Source organism: Bacillus sp. NEB1478, assembly GCF_031582965.1.
Taxonomy (GTDB): domain Bacteria; phylum Bacillota; class Bacilli; order Bacillales; family Fictibacillaceae; genus Fictibacillus.
In genome coordinates this window covers 3,664,179-3,686,320 of the sequence record NZ_CP134049.1, presented here as the reverse complement: position 1 = coordinate 3,686,320, position 22,142 = coordinate 3,664,179, and the positions used below count along the sequence as shown (strand labels likewise).

20 protein-coding genes, 2 tRNA genes and 1 pseudogene are annotated in these 22,142 nt (G+C 36.0%); 18 read left to right on the top strand and 5 right to left on the bottom strand.

Going from position 1 to position 22,142, the window contains the following annotated elements; translation table 11 throughout:
* Positions 1–161 precede the first annotated feature (161 nt).
* The 7 genes and pseudogenes from RGB74_RS18650 to tsaD all read left to right on the top strand — a co-directional run bounded on the left by RGB74_RS18650 (position 162) and on the right by tsaD (position 4,282).
* Positions 162–238: transfer RNA gene (locus RGB74_RS18650), tRNA-Met, on the top strand.
* Between the two features lie 111 nt (positions 239–349).
* Positions 350–425 (top strand) — tRNA-Asp (locus tag RGB74_RS18645).
* A gap of 232 nt (positions 426–657) precedes the next feature.
* Positions 658–1,653, top strand: a complete 996-nt coding sequence (gene thiL, locus RGB74_RS18640) for a thiamine-phosphate kinase (RefSeq protein WP_310760757.1) — start codon at positions 658–660, stop codon at positions 1,651–1,653.
* Between the two features lie 9 nt (positions 1,654–1,662).
* Positions 1,663–2,173 (top strand): annotated as a pseudogene (tsaE, locus tag RGB74_RS18635) (tRNA (adenosine(37)-N6)-threonylcarbamoyltransferase complex ATPase subunit type 1 TsaE).
* The gene (gene tsaB / locus RGB74_RS18630) at positions 2,115–2,810 is read left to right on the top strand and encodes a tRNA (adenosine(37)-N6)-threonylcarbamoyltransferase complex dimerization subunit type 1 TsaB (protein WP_310760756.1); all 696 of its coding nucleotides are present in this window, start codon (positions 2,115–2,117) and stop codon (positions 2,808–2,810) included. Before tsaE ends, tsaB begins: the two are co-directional and overlap by 59 nt.
* 9 nt (positions 2,811–2,819) lie before the next feature.
* On the top strand, positions 2,820–3,269 hold the full coding sequence (gene rimI, locus RGB74_RS18625) for a ribosomal protein S18-alanine N-acetyltransferase (RefSeq protein WP_310760755.1): 450 nt from the start codon (positions 2,820–2,822) through the stop codon (positions 3,267–3,269).
* A complete protein-coding gene (gene tsaD, locus RGB74_RS18620; RefSeq protein WP_310760754.1) occupies positions 3,266–4,282 on the top strand; it encodes a tRNA (adenosine(37)-N6)-threonylcarbamoyltransferase complex transferase subunit TsaD in 1,017 nt (338 codons plus the stop codon). Before rimI ends, tsaD begins: the two co-directional genes overlap by 4 nt.
* A gap of 512 nt (positions 4,283–4,794) precedes the next feature.
* On the opposite strand, the gene RGB74_RS18615 is transcribed toward tsaD, so the two are convergent.
* The gene (locus tag RGB74_RS18615; protein ID WP_310760753.1) at positions 4,795–6,732 is read right to left on the bottom strand and encodes an ABC-F family ATP-binding cassette domain-containing protein; all 1,938 of its coding nucleotides are present in this window, start codon (positions 6,730–6,732) and stop codon (positions 4,795–4,797) included.
* 190 nt (positions 6,733–6,922) lie between these two features.
* Between RGB74_RS18615 and moaC the strand changes: the two genes are divergently transcribed.
* From moaC to tatC, 4 genes are read left to right on the top strand one after another with little or no spacing between them, the layout of a single operon-like run.
* Positions 6,923–7,426 (top strand): cyclic pyranopterin monophosphate synthase MoaC, encoded by a 504-nt coding sequence (gene moaC, locus RGB74_RS18610; protein ID WP_310760752.1) that lies wholly within the window; start codon positions 6,923–6,925, stop codon positions 7,424–7,426.
* Positions 7,427–7,471: 45 nt separating this feature from the next.
* Positions 7,472–8,107, top strand: a complete 636-nt coding sequence (locus RGB74_RS18605) for a redox-sensing transcriptional repressor Rex (protein ID WP_310760751.1) — start codon at positions 7,472–7,474, stop codon at positions 8,105–8,107.
* Positions 8,108–8,134: 27 nt separating this feature from the next.
* Entirely contained in the window at positions 8,135–8,314 is a 180-nt protein-coding gene (gene tatA / locus RGB74_RS18600; RefSeq protein ID WP_310760750.1) for a twin-arginine translocase TatA/TatE family subunit, read from the top strand.
* A 12-nt stretch (positions 8,315–8,326) separates the two neighbouring features.
* Entirely contained in the window at positions 8,327–9,109 is a 783-nt protein-coding gene (gene tatC, locus RGB74_RS18595; RefSeq protein WP_310760749.1) for a twin-arginine translocase subunit TatC, read from the top strand.
* A 67-nt stretch (positions 9,110–9,176) separates the two neighbouring features.
* On the opposite strand, the gene RGB74_RS18590 is transcribed toward tatC, so the two are convergent.
* The 3 genes from RGB74_RS18590 to RGB74_RS18580 form a co-directional block, all read right to left on the bottom strand.
* Positions 9,177–9,302, bottom strand: coding sequence for a hypothetical protein (locus RGB74_RS18590; protein WP_310760748.1), 126 nt, complete (start codon positions 9,300–9,302; stop codon positions 9,177–9,179).
* A 357-nt stretch (positions 9,303–9,659) separates the two neighbouring features.
* Positions 9,660–9,860 carry a YdiK family protein gene (locus tag RGB74_RS18585; protein ID WP_310760747.1) on the bottom strand — a complete coding sequence of 67 codons (201 nt, stop codon included), beginning with the start codon at positions 9,858–9,860 and terminating at the stop codon, positions 9,660–9,662.
* Positions 9,857–10,570, bottom strand: a complete 714-nt coding sequence (locus RGB74_RS18580) for a CPBP family intramembrane glutamic endopeptidase (RefSeq protein WP_310760746.1) — start codon at positions 10,568–10,570, stop codon at positions 9,857–9,859. Before RGB74_RS18580 ends, RGB74_RS18585 begins: the two co-directional genes overlap by 4 nt.
* Positions 10,571–10,797: 227 nt before the next feature.
* Here RGB74_RS18580 and groES point away from each other — a divergent pair, with 227 nt between their 5' ends.
* The 7 genes from groES (at position 10,798) to RGB74_RS18545 (ending at position 20,726) form a co-directional block, all read left to right on the top strand.
* Positions 10,798–11,082, top strand: a complete 285-nt coding sequence (groES, locus tag RGB74_RS18575; RefSeq protein WP_310760745.1) for a co-chaperone GroES — start codon at positions 10,798–10,800, stop codon at positions 11,080–11,082.
* Positions 11,083–11,166: 84 nt separating this feature from the next.
* Complete coding sequence (groL, locus tag RGB74_RS18570) at positions 11,167–12,804, top strand: chaperonin GroEL (protein ID WP_310760744.1); 1,638 nt, start codon at positions 11,167–11,169, stop codon at positions 12,802–12,804.
* A 297-nt stretch (positions 12,805–13,101) separates the two neighbouring features.
* Positions 13,102–14,634 (top strand): hypothetical protein, encoded by a 1,533-nt coding sequence (locus RGB74_RS18565; protein ID WP_310760743.1) that lies wholly within the window; start codon positions 13,102–13,104, stop codon positions 14,632–14,634.
* A 4-nt stretch (positions 14,635–14,638) separates the two neighbouring features.
* Entirely contained in the window at positions 14,639–15,805 is a 1,167-nt protein-coding gene (locus RGB74_RS18560; RefSeq protein WP_310760742.1) for a DGQHR domain-containing protein, read from the top strand.
* Positions 15,806–16,040: 235 nt separating this feature from the next.
* On the top strand, positions 16,041–18,038 hold the full coding sequence (locus RGB74_RS18555; RefSeq protein WP_310760741.1) for a hypothetical protein: 1,998 nt from the start codon (positions 16,041–16,043) through the stop codon (positions 18,036–18,038).
* Positions 18,039–18,606: 568 nt separating this feature from the next.
* The gene (locus RGB74_RS18550) at positions 18,607–19,401 is read left to right on the top strand and encodes a DnaD domain protein (RefSeq protein ID WP_310760740.1); all 795 of its coding nucleotides are present in this window, start codon (positions 18,607–18,609) and stop codon (positions 19,399–19,401) included.
* A gap of 212 nt (positions 19,402–19,613) precedes the next feature.
* Positions 19,614–20,726 carry a RelA/SpoT domain-containing protein gene (locus tag RGB74_RS18545; protein WP_310760739.1) on the top strand — a complete coding sequence of 371 codons (1,113 nt, stop codon included), beginning with the start codon at positions 19,614–19,616 and terminating at the stop codon, positions 20,724–20,726.
* A 214-nt stretch (positions 20,727–20,940) separates the two neighbouring features.
* Here RGB74_RS18545 and RGB74_RS18540 read toward each other — a convergent pair whose 3' ends face one another.
* Entirely contained in the window at positions 20,941–22,122 is a 1,182-nt protein-coding gene (locus RGB74_RS18540) for a DUF4317 domain-containing protein (protein ID WP_310760738.1), read from the bottom strand.
* Between the last annotated feature and the right edge of the window lie 20 nt (positions 22,123–22,142).

Below are 22,142 nucleotides of genomic sequence, written 5' to 3'. Positions count from 1 at the left end.
AAAACAGGACAAAAGAAATACTTTTATAACGTCGCAGGGTGGAGCAAGGAGCGTTACTTCACATTAAACGACGACTTGTCTCGACGGATAAACTTCTGAGATTTACTTGCAGAGGAAGAGACGACAAACACGGACACATTGTCCATATACTTTTATAACGTCGCGGGGTGGAGCAGTCTGGTAGCTCGTCGGGCTCATAACCCGAAGGTCGCAGGTTCAAATCCTGTCCCCGCAACCAATTTAAATTTCATGAACAACGTCGATTAACCTTCTCGACCATGAAATATCTGTGGTGCTGTAAAGTGCAACCAATTTAAATTTAATGAACTACATCAATTACATAATTGCTGGACCCGTGGTGTAGTGGTTAACATGCCTGCCTGTCACGCAGGAGATCGCCGGTTCGACCCCGGTCGGGTCCGCCACTTTTAAAAACGAAACAAGGTTTCGTGTTTTTTTATGTCTAAAAGTAAGTTAAACTTAAATATATTACTGAAACCTTAGGAGTCCGACATGATCCTAAGGCTTTTTTGTACGATCAGGCATAAGTTATCCTCATGGTGTTCATACATGAAGATATACGTTAAAGTGGATAGTATAAAATACAACTAATATGAAACGGATAAATTCAAATGCTGATTTTGTGAGGTGAATCCAGTGCTTCGTGATGAATTCGAATGGATAAAAAGCATAACACCAGCTCATTCTCATCAAAAAGAACTGCTGATGGGGATAGGAGATGACGCTGCTCTTTGGTCTGTCGATGAAAATATGGATCAAGTCGTTTGCGTTGATACGATGGTGGAAGGTGTTCATTTTACAAGGGACACGATGTCTCCGGGACAAGTTGGTCATAAAGCACTTGCAGTCAATTTAAGTGATATTGCAGCAATGGGAGCTATTCCTCAGTTTTATTTAGTATCGATTGCTATTTCTCAGGATTGGACAGAAGAAGAGCTTCTTGCCATATACGAAGGCATGGGTCAACTTGCGAACACATTTAAAACAGACCTGATCGGCGGAGATACCGTTTCTACAAATGGTCCTATAGTATTAACTGTCACTGTTATTGGAAAAGTAGAAACAGGCAAACAGTTATATCGAAAAAACGCAAAGCCTGATGATGTTGTCTTTTTAACGGGTGCAACAGGCGATTCATCAGCAGGGTTACAGCTGTTGCTTGATAAAACACGTCAACATACATTTAATATAGAAGAGGCTACCTTAACTTTGCAGCATCAAATGCCGCAGCCTCATATTAAACAGGGAAGATTACTTGCGAAAAGCGGTTTTCGAATTGCTTTAAATGATGTGAGTGATGGGATTGCCAGCGAATTAAATGAGATTGCTGAAGCAAGCAATGTTACGATACATATTGAGGAAGAAACACTTCCTGTAAGTTCCGTGTTAAAACGTTACTCAAAGGATGAGAGGCTAAATCATCAATTATTTGGCGGGGAAGATTTTGTGTTAGTCGGAACGATGGCAAATCAAGATTTTATCCAGATCTCATCAGAGTTTGCTGAGCACTCTCTGCCTATATATAAAATAGGAAAAGTAATGAAAGCTGGTAAAGCAGCAGTCTATTTGAATCGCGATCAGCAAAATGAATTACTTGCGAAAAAAGGATTTAATCATTTTAGGGAAAGGTAAGGGGAAGGCATGAGTGTTTATACGATAAAAACTGATTCAGCAGAGAATACAATGGCTTTTGCCGAGAAGCTTGGTAACGCACTTCATAAAGGTGATGTTCTTACCTTAGCGGGAGATTTAGGCGCAGGGAAGACCACTTTTACGAAAGGGCTGGCAAAAGGATTAGGGATAACCCGAACCGTTAATTCCCCTACTTTTACAATAATTAAGGAATATTCCGGCCGTCTGCCGCTTTATCATATGGATGTTTACAGATTAGAAGACTCTGATGAGGATTTAGGCTTTGAGGAGTATTTTTCAGGTGATGGGGTAAGTGTTGTAGAATGGGCCAAGTTTATAGAAGAGTATTTGCCTGATGAGAGACTTGAGATTGTGGTGTCACATAAAGGTGATCAGCAGCGTGAAATTCAGTTAAAACCCATTGGAAAAAGATATACAGAACTGATTAAGGAGATTATGTGATGAAAGTACTGGCAATAGATACATCCAATCTTGTTATGGGGATTGCCGTATTAGATAACGGAAAAGTGCTTGGAGAATACATTACGAATTTAAAAAAGAATCATTCGATCCGTGTTATGCCAGCTATCGAGCAGCTTATGGAAGAAACGGGAGTAAAACCAGCAGAACTTGATCGTATTGTTGTCGCAAAAGGTCCTGGGTCCTATACAGGTGTCCGTATTGGTGTGACGATTGCCAAAACACTTGCCTGGACGCTGAAAAAAGAGCTAATAGGTGTTTCAAGCCTTGAAGTGCTAGCACAGAACGGAAAGTATTTCGACGGTTACACAGTTCCATTATTTGATGCGAGACGAACGCAAGTATTTACAGGACTTTATGGAAACAGTGACAATGGACAGCTTCAAATGGTTATGGAAGATTGCATCATTCTTTTGCAAGATTGGCTGGAAGAGCTGCAGAAGCTTGAGAAGAAGATTCTTTTTATAGGAAACGACCTTACGCTTCATCAAGAAACAATCGTAGAAGTTCTCGGCAGCCAGGCTGTATTGGGACAAGTCTCTGACCATAACCCTAGACCGGGCGAGTTAGGTCGCATCGGGATGGAGAAAGAACCTGAAGATATTCATGCGTTCACACCAAGCTACCTTCAACTGGCTGAAGCAGAAGTAAACTGGCTGAAGTCGCAAGGGAAGTAGGTGCGTATAGTGGGAGAGGCATATACTTTCAGACTGGCAAAAGTAACGGATATTGAGGACATCGTTGGAATCGAGCAGTCTTCTTTTACTGTTCCATGGTCAAAAGAAGCATTTTACAGAGAAATTGAAGAGAATCAGTTTGCTTATTATCTGGTCATTGAAGATCACTTCCAGCCGATCGGCTATTGCGGGATCTGGCTTGTGATGGATGAAGCACATGTGACGAATATCGCTATCCTACCTTCTTATCGAGGGAGAAAACTAGGGGAGCAGCTAATGAAAGAAGCGATAAAGCTTGCAAAAAGTCACGGTGCACAAACAATGACCCTGGAAGCTAGAGTAAGTAATCATGTTGCTCAAAATTTATATAAAAAGCTAGGATTTGAAGCTGGCGGCATCAGAAAAAACTATTACAGTGATAACGGTGAAGACGCGTTAGTCATGTGGGTGGAATTATGATAAAAGATGAAATCATTTTAGCGATAGAAACAAGTTGTGACGAGACAGCAGTAGCCATTGTAAAAAACGGCAATGAACTGTTAGCCAATGTTGTAGCATCACAAATTGAGAGTCATAAGCGCTTTGGCGGGGTCGTACCGGAAGTGGCATCCCGTCATCATGTTGAACAAATTACGATCGTGATCGAAGAGGCTCTAAACGAGGCAAATCTTGAACCAGCTGATTTGACGGCAGTTGCTGTAACAGAAGGACCTGGTTTGGTTGGAGCGCTCTTAATCGGAGTAAATGCAGCTAAAGCCTTTGCATTTGCAAACGGTCTCCCTCTCGTTCCTGTACATCACATAGCAGGTCATATTTACGCAAACCGGCTTGTAAAAGAGATGACGTTTCCTTTATTGTCTCTTATCGTATCTGGCGGTCATACAGAGCTCGTGATCATGAAGGAACATGGGACTTTTCAAGTGATCGGGGAAACAAGAGACGATGCGGCAGGAGAAGCGTATGATAAAGTGGCAAGAACATTGAAAATGCCATACCCTGGCGGACCTCATATCGACAAGCTTGCACAAGTTGGTGAGCCAAACATTGATCTGCCCCGTGCTTGGTTGGAACCCGAGTCATTTGATTTTAGTTTCAGCGGTTTAAAGTCAGCGGTAATCAATACGGTACACAACGCAGAGCAGCGAGGACATGTGATTAAACCAGAAGATCTGGCAGCGAGCTTTCAGGCAAGTGTTGTAGACGTACTCGTGGAAAAAACATACCGAGCGGCAGAACAGTACGATGTAAAACAAGTATTGCTTGCTGGGGGAGTAGCGGCGAACAAAGGATTGCGCCAGCAGTTAGAGAATCGCTTTAAAGGTACAAAGTTTGACCTTGTTATTCCACCACTGCACTTATGCACAGATAATGCTGCCATGATTGCAGCAGCAGGAAGTGTAGCTTATCAAAAAGGTACACGTGGGGATATGGCGTTAAATGGAGTACCTGGCTTAGATTTAGAGGCACAATAAGATAGTATAAAGCTCTTTTCCAAAAAGGAAAGGAGCTTTTTTTATTTCATCATTTTTATCCACGGTTGATATGTGGAAAAGTTATGCACAGTTTTGTGGATAATGGGGATAATTAAATTTAAGCTTATTAAATAAAGGTTTAAGGTTATACACAATTAACAGCAGTCATACACAGTATTCTGTGGATAACGTGGATAAACCTATAAAACATATATTTTACCTATTTTATCCTGTGGATAAGTTTTTTCGGGAAGACTCTGTTCTGATTGGTGCTTTTAAGTCATTTTTGTAGAGAGCATCCATTGACAAATTGATGAAAGTGCAAGGTGAGAGACTTCTATGGGATCAGTGTACATGTTGAGACATATCAGGTGCATAGCGCCAAGTTAGCTTACCGCACGCCACGAGGAAAGCGAGCAAGCTAGAGCGGAAATCAACTATTTCTAAGAGCAACAATCTTTTAGAAAACAGCCTTAATAAAAAAGAAGACGGGACACCCCATCTTCTAAATTTTATGCGTTTTGCAGTTCTTCCCATTCTTCCATAAGGGATTCCATATCGGTGTTCAATTGATCCAGCTGGGATTGGAAGTCTTGAGTCTTTTCATAATCCTGGAATACTTCAGGTTTACAAAGTTCCCCTTCAGCAAACGTGATCTTGTTTTCGAGGCTTTCTAAAAGTTCCTCAATTTCTTCAATTCGGCGCTGACGTTTACGATCTTGTTTTTTCGCTTCTTTATCGATGGACTTCTTATTTCCTGATTGAGTGTCAGAAGAGTTGTTTGCCTGAGTTTCAGCTTTTTGGCGTTCTGCAGCTTCTTCCCGTGCTTTCATCTCATTCTTTTTCTCCGTGTAATAATCATAGTCGCCGAGGTATTCGGTTAACCCGTCAGGAGCGAGTTCGACTACTTTTGTGGCAATTCTGTTAATGAAGTACCGGTCATGCGAAACGAAAAGGATCGTTCCTGGATAATGGATTAATGCTTGCTCGAGAACTTCTTTGCTGTCGAGATCGAGATGGTTCGTTGGCTCATCCAGTAATAAGAGGTTTCCTTTTTCCATCATTAACTTAGCAAGAGCGAGTCTGGCCTTTTGCCCGCCGCTCAGTTCAGTTACGAGTTTTAACACATCATCACCGCTAAAGAGAAATTGTCCGAGAATAGAACGGATTTCTTTTTCCGTCTTTTCCGGATAGTCATCCCAAAGCTCGTTAAGCAGTGTTTTCTTAGAATGAAGATCGGCTTGTTCCTGGTCATAATGAGAGATCATTAATTGGCTGCCGTAGCGGATTTCTCCTGTTAATAGAGGAAGCTTTTTTCGGATCACCTTTAAAAGTGTAGATTTACCGATTCCGTTAGGTCCTACGATCGCAACACTGTCTTGACGGTTTACAGCGAGCTTCACATTTTTAAATAAGGGAGTACCATCTTCATAACCGGTACTTACGTTTTCAAGCTGAAGCACATCGTTACCCGTTTGTTTTTCGATGCCAAAAGAGAAGGCAGCGGATTTCTCAGCACCGGCTGGGCGATCCAGCAGCTCCATTTTATCTAGCTGTTTACGGCGGCTCTGTGCCCGTTTTGTAGTAGAAGCTCTCACGATGTTTTTTTGGATAAAGTCTTCCAATTTAGCGACTTGATCCTGCTGTTTCTCATATTCTTTCATTTCTTGAGCAAAACGTTCTGCTTTCAGTTCAAGGTAGCGAGAATAGTTACCAACATAGCGCACGGAACGTCTTCTGGAAATCTCATAAACCGTCGTTACGATTTTATCCAGAAAGTAGCGGTCATGCGAAACGATTAAGATGCCGCCTGGATAACCTTGCAGGTATTGCTCAAGCCACGTTAACGTCTTAATGTCCAAGTGATTTGTAGGCTCGTCAAGAATTAATAGATCGGGCTTAGTTAAAAGAAGCTTAGCAAGTGCCAGTCTCGTTTTTTGCCCGCCGCTTAATGTGTTGATTCTTGTATCTCTATCAAAATCAGCGAATTGAAACCCATGAAGAACGGTCCGGATTTCAGCTTCGTATTGATAGCCGCCCTCGTCTTTAAATTGCACTTGCAGCTCGTCGTAATCTTTTAAAAGACGCTCATATTCTGCGGCGTTTTCTATGACACTCGGATCTCCCATTCGGGCTTCCATATCACGGAGGCGTTTTTCTTTCTTACGGAGGTCTTCGAAAACAGACAGCATCTCATTCCAGATCGACTGGTCTGAATCGAGTCCTGCATCTTGCGCTAAATAGCCCGTCTTCACATCTTTCGGAATCATGACATGGCCGGAATCATAGGAATACTCACCGGTAATGACACGCAGAAGGGTGGATTTCCCCGCACCGTTTCTGCCGACGAGTGCAATTCGTTCTCCCGTTTGAACTTCTAATTTTATATTTGATAGAATAGCTTCAGCGCCAAATGATTTCGTGACGTCTTGAACTTGTAAAATTATCATGTGTATTCACCTCTATGAAAAAAGGGTGATTTTCTTTTCTTAAATCAATTCCCTAGTCTTATTAGTAGTTTAGCGCAGTTTGGGGAATATCGCCAACTGCGGCAATGTTCAACATTTTGCAATAATTACAAGTAAAATATTAACGACAATAAAAGCGGTTTCGTGTATATTCAACTTGAGGAGGGTTTATATGAAAGAGTTAACCCATTTTAACGAAGAAGGCCGTGCCAGAATGGTAGATATTTCGGACAAAGAAACGTCCCACAGAACAGCCGCAGCCGTAAGCGGGATAACTGTCTCAAAAGAAGTCTTCCTTAAAATAAAAGATAACGGATTTAAAAAAGGGGATGTTCTTGCAGTTGCCCAAATTGCAGGCATCATGGCTGCGAAAAAAACGTCTGACTGGATTCCAATGTGCCATCCGCTTTCATTAACGGGGGTTGATCTATCCTTTCATTGGGACGAGGAATCAGATGACAGCTATAAACTAAATATAAAAGCAGAAGTCAAAACAAAGGGAAGTACCGGAGTGGAGATGGAAGCGTTAACGGCGGCATCTGCAGCAGCATTGACGATTTACGATATGTGCAAAGCCGCAGATAAAGGGATGGTAATTGGCCCTACATATCTCCTAACAAAAACAGGAGGTAAGAATGGTGATTTTGAACGTTCTTCTAGCCCTGGCAAAATATGATACAATAGAGTTGGCAAAGCTTTCTACACATGGAGGGCTCAATATATGAATCAAGATCAATTAAAAATACCACACGCTACAGCTAAACGATTGCCATTGTATTACCGGTTTTTGAAGAACTTGTCCTCTTCAGGAAAGCAAAGGGTGTCCTCTGCTGAGTTAAGTGAAGCAGTAAAAGTAGATTCAGCTACGATCCGCAGAGACTTTTCGTACTTTGGTGCGTTAGGCAAAAAGGGTTATGGCTACAATGTAAATTACTTGCTATCTTTTTTCAGCAAAACACTCAATCAGGATGAAACAACAACTGTCGGCTTGATTGGAGTAGGTAACTTAGGAACCGCGTTTTTACATTATAATTTTACAAAGAACAACAACACAAAAATAGAAGTTGCATTTGACATAGATCAATCCAAAATCGGCACTGAAATTGCGGGTGTCCCTGTATATCATATTGATGATATTGAAGATGAGCTTCAGAAGCGGGGCATCACCGTTGCGATCCTTACTGTACCAGTAGGATCTGCACAAACAATCGCTGATCAGCTCGAACGAGCAGGTGTAAAAGGCATCTTGAACTTTACCCCGGCACGCTTAACAGTAGCTTCGGATATACGTGTCCATCATATCGATTTAGCCGTTGAACTGCAGTCACTTGTTTATTTTATGAAGAATTACTCGTAATCAATTAAAAATAAAGGAGGTAGTCTTATGTTAGGACCAGGTAGCATCGCGTTAATCGTTGCTGGAGCCATCGTTGTATTCGGCCCTAAGAAATTACCTGAGTTAGGTAAAGCAACAGGTAAGGCGCTTCGTGAATTCAAAAACGCAACACAAGGCATCATGGATGATGACGATGATAAAAAGAAGCGCGACCAAGAAGATAAGTAAGGATGTTTTTGTATGACTGCTGAAAAAAATATGACGATATATGATCATCTCGGAGAGCTAAGAACCCGTATTATTTGGTCGTTCTTAGCTTTCATCATATTCCTTGTCGCTGGATTTTTCTTTGCGAAGCCGGTGATCGTATATCTGCAAAGTGATCCAATAGCAAAAGATATTCAGATGAACGCATTTCATTTAACCGATCCGTTGAATGTATATGTGTCTTTTGCCTTCTTTATCGGACTCGTGTTAGCAGCTCCGGTCGTATTGTACCAGCTTTGGGCCTTTATTAGTCCAGGTTTGTATGAAAACGAGAGAAGAGTCACACTCATGTATATTCCGATTTCGTTTTTTCTCTTTTTAGGAGGATTAGCATTTTCCTACTTCATTCTCTTTCCGTTAGTTGTAAGTTTCATGGGGAATGTCGCCACTTCACTAAGTGTTGAAGGAGAATATGGCATTCAGGAATACTTCTCGTTTTTGTTTAACATTACGATTCCGTTTGGTTTCCTGTTTCAATTTCCGGTTCTTATTATGTTTTTAACACGCCTTGGTATTGTAACTCCTGACTTTTTAAAGAAAATCAGGAAAATCGCGTATTTTGCAATTTTAATCGTTGCGGGTATGATCGCACCGCCAGAATTGATGTCACACTTAATGGTTACTCTACCATTGCTCATTTTGTATGAGATTAGTATATTGATCTCGAAAACCGCCTATAAAAAGAGAGTAAAAGCAGAAATGGAAGCCCTCGTTAAAGAACGAGAAGCGGAAATCGAATCTGCATACAACGAATAAAGATCCAGCTGACTCAAAATGTGGTTATTTGCCGCTCTGAGTCGGCTTTTTTGTTTTGATTTTATGGTTATGAGGTGTTAAAAAGTACAAAATGGTTGTTTTCGTATTCATAGTCGTTTTGAAAGAGTTGATTTCCGTTCCAGGTTGCTCGCTTTCCGCGGGGCAGACGGTGAGCCACATTCGTACGTTTCACTTTTAAGTGTCTCACCTGTCTAGCTGAAACGGTTAGCCCCTCGAGGTCAAAAGTTTAATGGTCCCGAAGACAAAAAGCGTCATCTTAGCCCATTTCCCTTTTGCTTGTCGGGGCTGACCAAACCGCTTCCGCTTTTCGGACTGCCAGCCTGTCCCGCAGGACAAGGAAAGCAACGGCCGCGATACATCGCACGAAGAAAATGTGAAGTTCATTTTCGAGGAGTCTCGCACCTTGCACTCCAATCAACTGTCTAAGTAGACAATAAAAAAGAATTAAAAAGCAACAATACTTTAGAAAACCACACACAAAAAAGAGCCTATTTCCCAAAATATAATTCAGGAACAGGCTCTTATCTATTTATTTCTTTCGTTTTCTCTTCAAATGACTGTTTAGTGCAAAGTAGCGAATGGCGTTTGCGAAATCGAATGTTGCAACGACCATCGTAATGATTGTCCAAATACTTGTCATTCCATATTCATTTGAATAATGGACAGCCAGGTAGGTAAAGACGGCTCCGATCGCTAAATACAAAAATGCCATAAACAAAGGTGATTTCATAATAGTCCTCCAATGATCGACTGCGCTGTTTCAATGTGCTTTTCCATTTCTTGAATCTTATCAGCAAGAAAAACCTGTACAATCAAAACAAGTGTATTCATAGCTACGTGTGCCATAATAGGAACGAGCAGCCTTTTTGTTCGAACGTATAAATAAGCAAAGGTAAAGCCCATTGCTGTGTAGATGAGCAAGTGAGTAAAGTCATTATGAACAGCTGCAAAAATCAATGAACTGATCAAGGCTGAGATAATGAAATTGAATCTTTTATTTAATGAACCGAAAATAATTTTCCGGAAGATGATTTCTTCTAATATAGGTCCGATAATTGCCGTAACGACCATGAAATAGGGAACATGTTTTACGATATCGACTAACTGTTTCGTGTTTTCTGAACCTGGATTAATACCTAATACTTTCATTTCAATCAGACTGGCAATGATTTGAGAAGCGTACGCCATAAAAATACCGCCAATGGCCCATCCTACAGCGGCTCCTTTAGAAACTCTCTCTGAATCTCTATGTCGGTTTCTCATCTCAGGCGCGAGCATGAAAAGAATAATAATGAGTGCGGCAGCAAAACTGATCGTTCCCCACAATCCAAACAACTGTGAACGTGGAACACCAAGTTCTTTTAAAACAGGAATACCAAGAAATCCTGAAAACTGCATCGCTATATAAATTAAGATGATCCACCAGTATTTAATCTTCAAATAAATTTCTCCTTTAATTCTGCACGAATAACAATCTACTTCCCTTTATATGCTAACCCATTTTAACATAGAATAAGCGTTGCTTACGAGGATATCGCTTTTGATGAAATTTTTGCATTTCTCGCTTGCAAAGTTTTTAAAATTTATTTATTATTAAAAATGGAGTTAGCACTCACCAATAAAGAGTGCTAATAAAACTTTTTAACTATTTAAGGAGGGTGTTTCACTTGTTAAAGCCACTAGGTGATCGTCTAATTATTGAGCTTGTAGAAGGTGAAGAAAAAACTGCAAGCGGTATTGTGTTACCAGATTCAGCAAAAGAAAAGCCTCAAGAAGGTAAAGTTGTTGCTGTAGGTACGGGTCGTGTATCGGATAACGGCGAACGTATCGCTTTAGAAGTTTCAGAAGGAAACACTATTATTTTCTCAAAATATGCAGGTACAGAAGTAAAGTACCAAGGTAAAGAATTCTTGATCCTTCGTGAGTCTGACGTATTAGCGATCGTAGGCTAATCATCAGAAAACTGAAGCTTCATTATTGAAGCTACATAAATACTAAATAAAAAAACTTTAAAAAATATTGGGAGGGTTTTACTCATGGCTAAAGATATTAAATTTAGTGAAGACGCACGCCGCTCAATGCTTCGCGGTGTTGATGCATTAGCAAACGCTGTAAAAGTAACGCTTGGACCAAAAGGGCGCAACGTTGTTCTTGAAAAGAAATTCGGTTCGCCGCTAATCACAAATGACGGTGTAACAATCGCAAAAGAAATCGAGCTTGAAGATGCATTCGAAAACATGGGTGCTAAGCTTGTAGCTGAAGTAGCGAGCAAAACAAACGATGTAGCTGGGGACGGAACGACAACGGCAACAGTTCTTGCTCAAGCGATGATCCGTGAAGGCCTTAAGAACGTAACAAGCGGAGCTAACCCAATGGTACTTCGTAAAGGGATCGAAAAAGCAACAGCAGCTGCAGTTGCTGAACTAAAAGCTATCTCTAAACCAATCGAAGGCAAAGAGTCTATCGCACAAGTTGCGTCAATCTCTGCTGCTGACGAAGAAGTAGGTCAATTGATTGCTGAAGCGATGGAGCGCGTTGGTAACGACGGCGTTATCACAATCGAAGAATCTAAAGGGTTCACAACTGAGCTTGAAGTGGTTGAAGGTATGCAGTTCGACCGCGGATATGCTTCACCATACATGGTTACAAACTCTGACAAGATGGAAGCAGAGCTTGAAAATCCATACATCCTTATCACAGATAAGAAGATTACAAACATCCAAGAAATCCTTCCAGTTCTTGAGCAAGTCGTTCAACAAGGTAAATCACTATTGTTGATCGCTGAAGACGTAGAAGGTGAAGCACTTGCTACATTAGTAGTTAACAAGCTTCGCGGAACATTCAATGCAGTTGCTGTTAAAGCTCCTGGATTCGGTGACCGCCGTAAAGCAATGCTTGAAGACATCGCAGTACTAACTGGCGGTGAAGTGATCACAGAAGAGCTAGGTCTTGACCTTAAATCTGCGAACATCACGCAGCTTGGTACAGCTTCTAAAATTGTGGTTACAAAAGAAAACACAACAATCGTTGAAGGTGCAGGAGATTCTGCTAAAATCGCAGCTCGTGTAAACCAAATCAAAGCTCAATTAGAAGAAACAACTTCTGAGTTTGATAAAGAAAAATTACAAGAGCGTCTAGCTAAATTAGCTGGCGGTGTAGCCGTAATCAAAGTTGGTGCAGCTACTGAAACTGAGTTGAAAGAGCGCAAACTTCGTATCGAAGACGCATTGAACTCAACGCGTGCAGCAGTTGAAGAAGGTATCGTATCTGGTGGTGGTACAGCTCTAGTTAATGTACTTTCTGCAATTCAAAAAGTAGAAGCAACAGGCGACGAGCTTACTGGTATCAAACTAGTACTTCGTGCACTAGAAGAGCCGGTTCGTCAAATCGCACACAACGCTGGTCTTGAAGGATCTGTAGTTGTAGAGCGCTTGAAGAACGAACAAATCGGAATCGGATTCAACGCAGCAACTGGCGAGTGGGTAAACATGTTCGAATCAGGAATCGTTGACCCAACGAAAGTTACACGTTCTGCACTTCAAAACGCAGCATCCGTATCTGCAATGTTCTTAACAACAGAAGCAGTAATCGCTGATAAGCCAGAAGAAAATGGCGGCGGCGGAATGCCTGACATGTCCGGCATGGGCATGGGTGGAATGGGCGGCATGATGTAATAAGGGTGAAAAACCCTTATTATATAAAGGAATTTTATATTAAATTGAAAGTTTGTCCTCGAAATTGACCGGCAAAAAAACATCACTATAGTCATTACTATAGTGGTGTTTTTCTATTGCTTTTATTTATTAATTTCACTAATTAATACTTTTCGGTTAATATAATCAGAATATATTTAGACTTCCTATTATTGTTAAATGATATAATAAGGTAATGTAGATTTTTATTATTAATTAGAGCAAAAAAGGTTTATTTTTTGAACCAGAACAGATTTAACATACTTATAGGGGGTTAGTATGACTACTTTTTCAAATAAAGATTTAAAGCATAAAATTGTTGACATATATGATACAAAAATAAAAAAAGTTTTAGAATCTTATGCTGTAGAAATCTCAGATATTTTTGAAACGATCTTAAAAAATAAGTTAGGAGAAAACCCTAATACGTATTCTCTTACTCATGATAATGCTGGTTACTTAGGTAAATACTATAAGGTTACTCATAGGGTTAAAAGCGGTTTGAGTTTAGGTGAAAAATTAGTTAAAAAAGATGACTTACTTAGGTTGAAATATACATTTGGATTTGAAGGTGGCCAGGAATATGAAGAAAAGATTAATAATCATTTGTTAGAAAGATACACTGATTTGATTGGCATTAAAGTTTTAGGAGATTTACAACAAGATACTCAAAATATTTATAGGTTAATAAAGGAAAATAAAAATAAATTTAAAAAATCTACTACTCGATATATAACTTTTGAGACTTTAGATAAGCAAAATGAAAAAATGAAAAACGGCATGGAAATAATTAAGATTGATTGCATATATCATAGAGAAAGTGAAAAAATTAAATTTGAATTTCAAATAAAAAGTCAATTAATGTCTGCTTGGGGAGATATGGAACATCAGCAATTCTATAAAAATAATAGATTTTCACTTGTGAGAAAGTCAAATGAGCCAATAATGAGTGATATAGGGCAATTACTAGAAAAGACAGATGAATTATTATTAACTATTAGATTGTCTGAAAATAAGTTTAATGAAAATGAAGAACTCTGGAAATTTACCGTTGATATCCAAAAAGAATTTACAGATAGATTAAACGAAATTTTGGAAGTTAATGTGGCTTCCTCATTAACCGAGATAGCTGACATTTTACTTTTGTTATTTAAAAATATTAAGCCAGACAAGGAAAATTATAAATTTGATATGTCTATACTAGAGAAAATAAAAGAAGGAGAGTTTGATTTAGAAGATAGCGATGATCTTTTTATAAATAATTATATCAAGCATCGAAAATTACATTTCAAATTACAAATATTAGAAATAATTATATTGGTCTGGTATGGGTCAATAGAGGAAATTGACAATTCAAAAGATAATTATATTAGTTTTGTAAAAAAATACATTAAGGGATTATTGGATATTTTACATAATCAATATGAAATTGATAGAGATAGTGAATTGAAATTTGATGATATCTTTTATACGTTAATAAGTCATTCAACAAAATATGAAGTTTTTAGGGATTTTACATATTACAAAGAAATTATTGCATATTATAAATTTACCAAAGATATTTATAAAGAATTAGAGGAAGCAGAGGAAGATGTATTTCCAGTAGATGTGTTTTATTTAATTAATTATTTATTTTCCCGTAATTTAATAAATGGTGAAACTATAGAGGAAATTGAGATCGAACAAGGAGATATAGATATTAACCTTTTAGATGGATTCTTTGACTATTTAAAAAAAGAGGCTAAGGGGCTTGACTCCAAGTTTCTAAAAATTAGTAATTTGATACATCTTCGATTAAGAAGGGGGTTTTGAATTTATGAAATTTATAGCACAAAGGTATCATCAAGGTGAACAAGAGTATTTAAGTTTAGTAATGGACTTAAAAACAATTTATTTAAATTCTAAGGTATTAATTTATGATAAGGATGATTATGGATACCAACGACCTTTGGATGAAAAACATTCAAATAAAATTAAAAATAAAGTCCTTTCTGGAAATGGATTATTTCCTACATCTATTATCTTAAGTATTGATGCTCACTTAGTTAATAAAATAATAAGTGAAATTGAAATTAATAGTGTTCAAGCTCTTAATTTCGTAAGTTTAACCATATCAAATTTCGAAAAATCTGAAGATCATCTATTTAGAATTGTAGATGGACAACATCGTATTGCCGGTCTTGCTGGAGCAGCAGAGCATGACCCAGAGATTTGGGGTTATGAATTAAATGTTATTGTGTTAATAATACCTGAAGAGAAAAGAGTTATTGAACTTGATGTGTTTAATGATATTAATGCTACACCTAAAAAATTAAAAACAGATTTAGTAATTTTGGCTAAACAACAATATATTTTACTAGGCCAAAAAGGTATCGATTCTAAAACTGAGATGGAAGAATACTTAGCCATTAGAACTGCTTTTATTCTCAATGAGGAAATAGGGGCCAGTGTATGGCATAATGCTATTAAATTTGAAAAAGAAATTAATTCACAGATTGGTATAATAGGGATTGCGGCTTTTAAAAAGGCAATAGCACCTTTAGTAAAAGAGTTTTTAAATAATAAAGGTAAGGTTGATTTAAGTCTATCTGATTTAAATGAGTTAGCAGATGAGATAGCTCATTATTTAAATGATGCTTGGAATATTGTGGCAAAAAAATGGGAAGATTGTTTTGGTGATTTTGATTTTATATTAGAATCAGAACAATATAATTTTCGTTATAATAATTCATATTATTTACAAAAAACTACCGGAGTAAATGCAATTAATCAAATTTTACATGAAAACAGAAATGAACAGGAACCAATTGAAAAGTTTAAGGAGATTATTGATAACAGTCCTTTAATAGAAGAAGATTGGATTAAGGGAGGCAAATTATCTGGATTGACGTCAGGATCTGGATTTAAGAAGGCAGTATCTTTAATTAAATACGGAGAAATTAAAGAAAAACAAGAACAAGAAAAACAAGAACAAGAAAAATAAGAAAAATAGATAAATGTAATTCTTATGAAATTAATAAAAAAGCATCACAGTATTTTTAATTTACTGTAATGCTTTTTTTATCCTACAAATAACTTCTTAAAAAAGATAAATAACTTTTGCATAAGTTTATGAATTTGATATTATTGGCCATTTATAACATATTAACTATATTTTAAAAATGTAAAATATGGTAAAATAAGTGAAATATTATGATATGAGAAAGGTATTATTATTTATGATTAATCCAAATGCAATAGATAGCCATTTAGTAAGTTATGCTTTTTTAAGAATAGATTCTAGCCAAAACAGAGACTATTATGATTACTTTACGCCTTTTGTAGCAGAAATACTAGATAAAATAGACGATAAAATTGTAGTAGCTAATCAGGTTCAAAATTTATTGGAACAAGAATTTAAAATTTTATTACCAATCAAAGTAATAGATACTCTTTTAAGAAGACTAAATAGACAAGGAATACTTTTTGCGGAAAATCGGACTTTTAAAGTAAATAAAAATAAGATCGATAGTTCAATTTTTATTCAACGTAAACAACAAATTCTCACTCAACATTCAATCCTAATTGATGCTTTGATAAAGTTTGCAAGAGATACATATAATGAAAATTATGATTACTCTATCGCTGAAAAGTCTCTCTTTGATTTTATTAATCATAACCAACTAAATTTTCTAAAGGATTCCCTTAATAATACATCTTCTGAGCTCTCATTAGCTATTAGTGATACCAAATATGCTGTAATTACTTCAAATTTCATACAGAGAATTCATCAAAAAAATCCCCCTTTATATAATCATTTAATTGAAATTATAAAAGGGCATATGTTGATTAATGCGATATATATAGTTGATGGCCAGGACTTAGAACATTTAAAGATGCAATTTGATAAAACTGAAATTTTCTTGGATACTTCTTTTTTATTGTATGCACTTGGATATTCGGGGTTAGAACTTCAAAAACCTTGTTTAGAACTTCTCCATTTATTAAAAGATTCGAATGCAATCCTTCGTTGCTTTTCTCATAATGTTGATGAAGCACGTGGTATATTAGAATATTGTAAAAACAACCTATCTAAGCCCGATGGAGATAAACATGGTACTATAACAACCTTTATTAATAATAAGTACGATGAAAACGATATTGATGAAATTATCTTTAATTTGGAAATTTCAATTAAAGGTCAACTGAATGTTGATATCATTGAACATATTCCGTATGAAGAATACAAACATGTAGTTGGAGAAACAGAATTAACAGAATATCTGGATTCTCGAATTGGTTATAAACATAAACGAGCATTAGAAAAAGACGTGGCTTCAATTAGTGCTATATTCCGAATTCGAAAAGGAAATAGAACTATTCATCTTGAAAATTGCAAGGCTCTTTTTGTAACAACAAATTATAATTTAGCGAAACATTCCCGAGAATATTTTTCTGAAGAGGACGAACCGAAAATTATAACACCTGTAATTCATGATTCGTTATTAATGAATTTAGTATGGTTAAAAAATCCTCAAGCAGCACCGGAACTACCAAGCAGCATTTTATTGGCTGATTGTTATGCAGCATGTTTACCAAGTGATAAATTGTGGGAAAAATTCATTTCAATTCTTGAGACATTAAAAGATTCTGGTAAATTAACAGAAGAAAAAGTATTTAGATTAAAATATTCTCAAGGAATAAAGGCGTTAGTTATGGATCAAACCATGGGAGACGAGGATGTAGTAACAATTGGAACAGTTACATCAATCATAGAAAAGATTGAGAGACATGAACAAAAAGAAAAAGAGTTTGCTATAGAAAGAGAAAGACTTCAACAATTAAAAATACGAGAAGAGCTACAAGATACTCTTAATGAAGTAGCTACAGAGTTAGAGGAAACAAAAGGAATATTATCTCAAAAAGAAATTACTATAGAGACTTTAAATAATAAACCAAACCAAGTGGTAGAAGCAATTGCTAAAAATAACGCCATTAAAGCAAAATGGTCAATAGTTACAGCCGGGACCGTTTTATTCTCCTTAATAATCTTGAAAATTACTTATATGACAAGTAATCTTCCTTTCACTTGGCAAGTTATTAGTATTTTCTTTGTTACTGTAATTCCTATTTTACTTGGATTGTTTGGAATAACTCTTAAAAAACCCCTAGATTTATTAGAAGAAAAATTAGTCAAGTACTACGATAAGAAATTACAAAAATATACTCAGATCTAGCAAAGAAAACTTTCGACATTTTAGATAATATAGCAAGCGTTATTTTAGGTTCAATATTAATCATTATCAAGAGTATTTTTTGCGCTAACTCATTTAAAACCCGATTATTAGAACGCATGATCTTTATAATACTTTATAAAATTAGATGGTATAAATGGTTAGTAGGAAAAAAAGCTTTAGATGTAAATTTACTCAGATGTAAGGGACATTTAAGGGTACTTGATAATGAAAATTTTTAAAAAACTGATTACGTGAAGAATTAAACATATTTTTTCAGAGAAGTTCAATTTACTTAAATAAAGTTTCTATATTGTATGTTCCGGTTGAAAGGAAAAGGTTTAATCCTTTTTATAAAAGTGTACATAATGCAGCAAATAAATTAGTTAGAGAAAAGTATTGGTAATTAATCAATGCTTTTTTAATTTATTAGAACTTAAAATTTGCTTTGAAATGTTTGAGAATTTTTTTATTTAGCAACTATTATTAATTAATGGGGATACGAAAAGTGGTAAAATAAAAAATATTAAAATATAAAAAACTAACAAGAGATGTAATATATGGAGGAATTATGGAATTTAAAACCGATGAAAAGTTAGAATTAGAAAAAATAATTAAAGAAGTAGCTATTACTATGTTAGTTAATGAAAAGAATTTTACAAGTGAATTAAAAGATGTAATTATAAAATTATCTTTTATATACGGCATTGAAATCATTGATATAAAAAGCTTATTATTGAACGCAATTTATGAATCAGGTGAAATTACAATAGAATCTTTAAGAAAATCAGCAAGAAATTATTACAAAACTAATATTGCACCGTACTCAATTAAATGGTCTGAAGAAAAATCTGAAAATCAAGAAAAGAATGATGTTAACAAAAAGTCAGAGAAAGAACGTTTAATCCATTTTTTTGAATCTGAATCTCCTAGAATCCTCCTATATATGTATAGTAATTCTAACCCAAGTTTACAAGATTTAAAAATTGTTGAAATGTTAATAATTGATTACAAATTGACACCACCAGTTACTAATGTCTTAATTGATTACGTATTGAATGTAAACGATATGCGGTTTAATTCAGGCTATATTGAAAAATTAGCAGGTCATTGGGCTCGTAAGCAAATAAAAACAGTTAATGAAGCAATGCAGCTTGCCCGAGAAATAAATCAGAAATCTAAACATCATAATGAATTAAAAAAAAAGCATAATGATTACATTGAAGTTAACAACGGTAAACTCTTATCTTTGTATTTATCAAATGCTTCCCATAAACAACTTATTAAATTAACGCAGTCTATGGGTAAAATGAAAGATGAAGAAACAATTGCATATTTAATTAATGAGGCTTACAACAAACTTTAAAAAGAGGGATGCTGGCTTGGTGTCAGCGTCTTTTTTGGTTTTGGAAGGTAAGTGAGATACGATTTTATTAAATATAACTGTTAGTTTAAGTTTTAATTAACAATAAAATATATACCCATCGTTACAGGATATAAATTGGTTGAACAGTTACTAAACGTTTTATGAAAATAAATAATAAAGAAACATTAATTAGGATTTTGGAGGGTTAATTTATGTTAACCAAAGAACAATTTTTCGAAAAATATAATGTTGAACACAGTAGATTTGAAGAAGCATCTTTAGATTGGGGTTGTTTAATAGATATTTACAATGATTACATCCTTTTTAAAGAAACTTTAGCCCCTTCCGCTGATACAATTGCTAATGTATTAAGAAAACATCCTGATGTTCATAGTGTAAGAACAAGGATTAAAAATCCAGAACACCTTCTTGATAAAATAATTAGAAAGACTATTAGAAAAAAGTCGGATTTACCTGAATACATTATTAATAAAGATAATTATAAATCTGAAATAACAGATTTAATAGGAATTAGAGTTCTTCATCTTTATAAGGATCAAGCTGTAAATATAGATCAATATCTAAGAGGCCTATGGGAATTACTCGAACCATGTACTATATATTATCGTGAAGGTGATTTTTCAAGCGGTGAAGTTCTTGAAACCAACCCTGATTTCAATTTCCAAGTACATCCTGCCGGATATCGCTCTTGGCATTACTTAATTAGTACTAAAATAACACGTCAAGAACATATAGCTGAAATCCAAATAAGAACGATCTTTGAAGAAGGGTGGAGCGAAATAGACCACCTTCTTAGATATCCCAATAATATTGATAACATTCTTCTTAAAGAGCAGTTACTTGTTTTAAATAGAATTGCAGGTAGCGCAGATGAAATGGCAAATACCATTAGAGAGACCAAGGTAAATATAGAAAAATTAATTTCAAAAAATAAGGAAAGTGATCAACTTATTGAAGAATTAAAAGTACAGTTGGAAGAAGTACTTAAAGAAAATAAAGTCCAAGAAGCAGATAGAAAGAAATTAGAAGATAAAGTAGAAGAATTAGAACGTTCCAGAATTTCAAGTGAGGGAATTTTACGTAATTATACATTCGACAACAGTTTTATTAATAATTACCAATATGGTGGAGAAATAAAGCCAATTACATTGAATGATTCGTATAGTAAAGCAGCATCTGATTTGTTGAAATACAATTTAAGAACTACAAATTATGAGAATTGTTTATCATCAGACGGAGTATTTACTACTAAAAAATATTTGGAAGGTTATACACATCCCTCAATAAAAAAAGAAGATAATTAAAAGTACTGGTTTTAATTTTATTAAAGTATTTGTCCGCATAGTTTTTATATTCTATTTAAGTATTTTCAATTTTAAAAGGTGATTTTTGCAATAAATAAGTGTTTTGAATAAATGAGAGTGGAATGCTAACATTTTGCTTAGCTAGGAAACTATAAAAGAAGCTTCTCATAAGTTGAACAAACTTGTGAGAAGCTTTTTTCTATCTCTTGATAATCTATTTCTCTACTTTCCCACCAAAAGCCTCTGGAATCATCGTAAAGCCTTCAATCACCGTATCTTCTTCCACTTCAATCATAAGGTAACGTTTACCGCTAAGCTGCACTTGTTTGACGTATCTTAAATCTTGCGGGCTGATCGAAATGTTCGCTACCTTCGTATTGATTTTAATCGATTTTGAATTATATTTCGGTACGACGCTGCTCGCTTTGAACTCGTATTTGTTGTCATCGATCACTTTTTGGAAGGCGGTTTCTACTTTTTCGGTATCGATGTCTTCCACACCGCTCGCTCTTAATACGCGCTCTACGTCCGTGGAGTCTAATCTAGGATGTTCTTCCTCTTCATTTTCTTCAATCATCCTATGAATCTCTTCATACACATTGGAGAGCGTGGAGGTATTTAATTGATCTCCCGTAACGTCTTTAATGATTTCTTCAAACACGATTTTATCATCTTTTGCTGTCATGATATCTTCGCCATTTAGAACTTGCTCGATGAATTCATAATCGGGCTCATGTACTTTTCCGGCTGAATACAGAATGTGGTTCACATCTGCTGCGTTGTCGGTGAAACAAGGGAAAAGGAATCCTCCGATCGGTGCGTTCAGGTTAATAATGGGATCGACCACAAAGTTGTATTTGAACTCTTTTTCCACATAATCAAAAAGCAATTCCTTTTTGGGCTCTGTTGTATTGTTTATACTGCACAGAATAAAGGGGAAAGAGTAGACGGTGTCTCGTTCACTTTCTTCAGCTTCATCATTTCGTCGTTTCGTCGGCTTATAATATTCTCCGCGGATAAAAGTAATGACTATATCCTTCTCGTATTGCCGGGTCAAAAGCATCTTACCAACCATTTGCAGCATACGTTCTTTCCAGTCTTCCACATCACTGCTGAGCATGCCTTGATGCAAAATAAGTTGACTGCTGTTTTCCGCATCCCTTTTGAATTTTAATTCAAATAACTTTTCATCTAGATTGCCGCCAAGCAATTTTTTAAAGTTGTTTAGAAATAACTCTTGCTGCTCATCATCAAGTAATTCAAAAGGCTGGCTTTGATGGTGATAGATATCGCTTGATTCCTTCATGATATAAACATTGAAAATACTGGAGATCTTCAGTAAATCATTATCTTTTTTAAATTGTTTTCGAATCTGTGCTACATCTTTTTTGTTCATGCTTACATACACTCCTAAGT

Excerpts from the sequence above, each read along its gene's own strand:
- tsaB (WP_310760756.1), top strand. The coding sequence starts at position 2,115 with ATGAAAGTACTGGCAATAGATACATCCAATCTTGTTATGGGGATTGCC.
- tsaD (WP_310760754.1), top strand. The coding sequence starts at position 3,266 with ATGATAAAAGATGAAATCATTTTAGCGATAGAAACAAGTTGTGACGAG.
- RGB74_RS18615 (WP_310760753.1), bottom strand. The coding sequence starts at position 6,732 with ATGATAATTTTACAAGTTCAAGACGTCACGAAATCATTTGGCGCTGAA.
- moaC (WP_310760752.1), top strand. The coding sequence starts at position 6,923 with ATGAAAGAGTTAACCCATTTTAACGAAGAAGGCCGTGCCAGAATGGTA.
- RGB74_RS18605 (WP_310760751.1), top strand. The coding sequence starts at position 7,472 with ATGAATCAAGATCAATTAAAAATACCACACGCTACAGCTAAACGATTG.
- tatA (WP_310760750.1), top strand. The coding sequence starts at position 8,135 with ATGTTAGGACCAGGTAGCATCGCGTTAATCGTTGCTGGAGCCATCGTT.
- tatC (WP_310760749.1), top strand. The coding sequence starts at position 8,327 with ATGACTGCTGAAAAAAATATGACGATATATGATCATCTCGGAGAGCTA.
- RGB74_RS18585 (WP_310760747.1), bottom strand. The coding sequence starts at position 9,860 with ATGAAATCACCTTTGTTTATGGCATTTTTGTATTTAGCGATCGGAGCC.
- groL (WP_310760744.1), top strand. The coding sequence starts at position 11,167 with ATGGCTAAAGATATTAAATTTAGTGAAGACGCACGCCGCTCAATGCTT.
- RGB74_RS18565 (WP_310760743.1), top strand. The coding sequence starts at position 13,102 with ATGACTACTTTTTCAAATAAAGATTTAAAGCATAAAATTGTTGACATA.
- RGB74_RS18560 (WP_310760742.1), top strand. The coding sequence starts at position 14,639 with ATGAAATTTATAGCACAAAGGTATCATCAAGGTGAACAAGAGTATTTA.
- RGB74_RS18555 (WP_310760741.1), top strand. The coding sequence starts at position 16,041 with ATGATTAATCCAAATGCAATAGATAGCCATTTAGTAAGTTATGCTTTT.
- RGB74_RS18550 (WP_310760740.1), top strand. The coding sequence starts at position 18,607 with ATGGAATTTAAAACCGATGAAAAGTTAGAATTAGAAAAAATAATTAAA.
- RGB74_RS18545 (WP_310760739.1), top strand. The coding sequence starts at position 19,614 with ATGTTAACCAAAGAACAATTTTTCGAAAAATATAATGTTGAACACAGT.
- RGB74_RS18540 (WP_310760738.1), bottom strand. The coding sequence starts at position 22,122 with ATGAACAAAAAAGATGTAGCACAGATTCGAAAACAATTTAAAAAAGAT.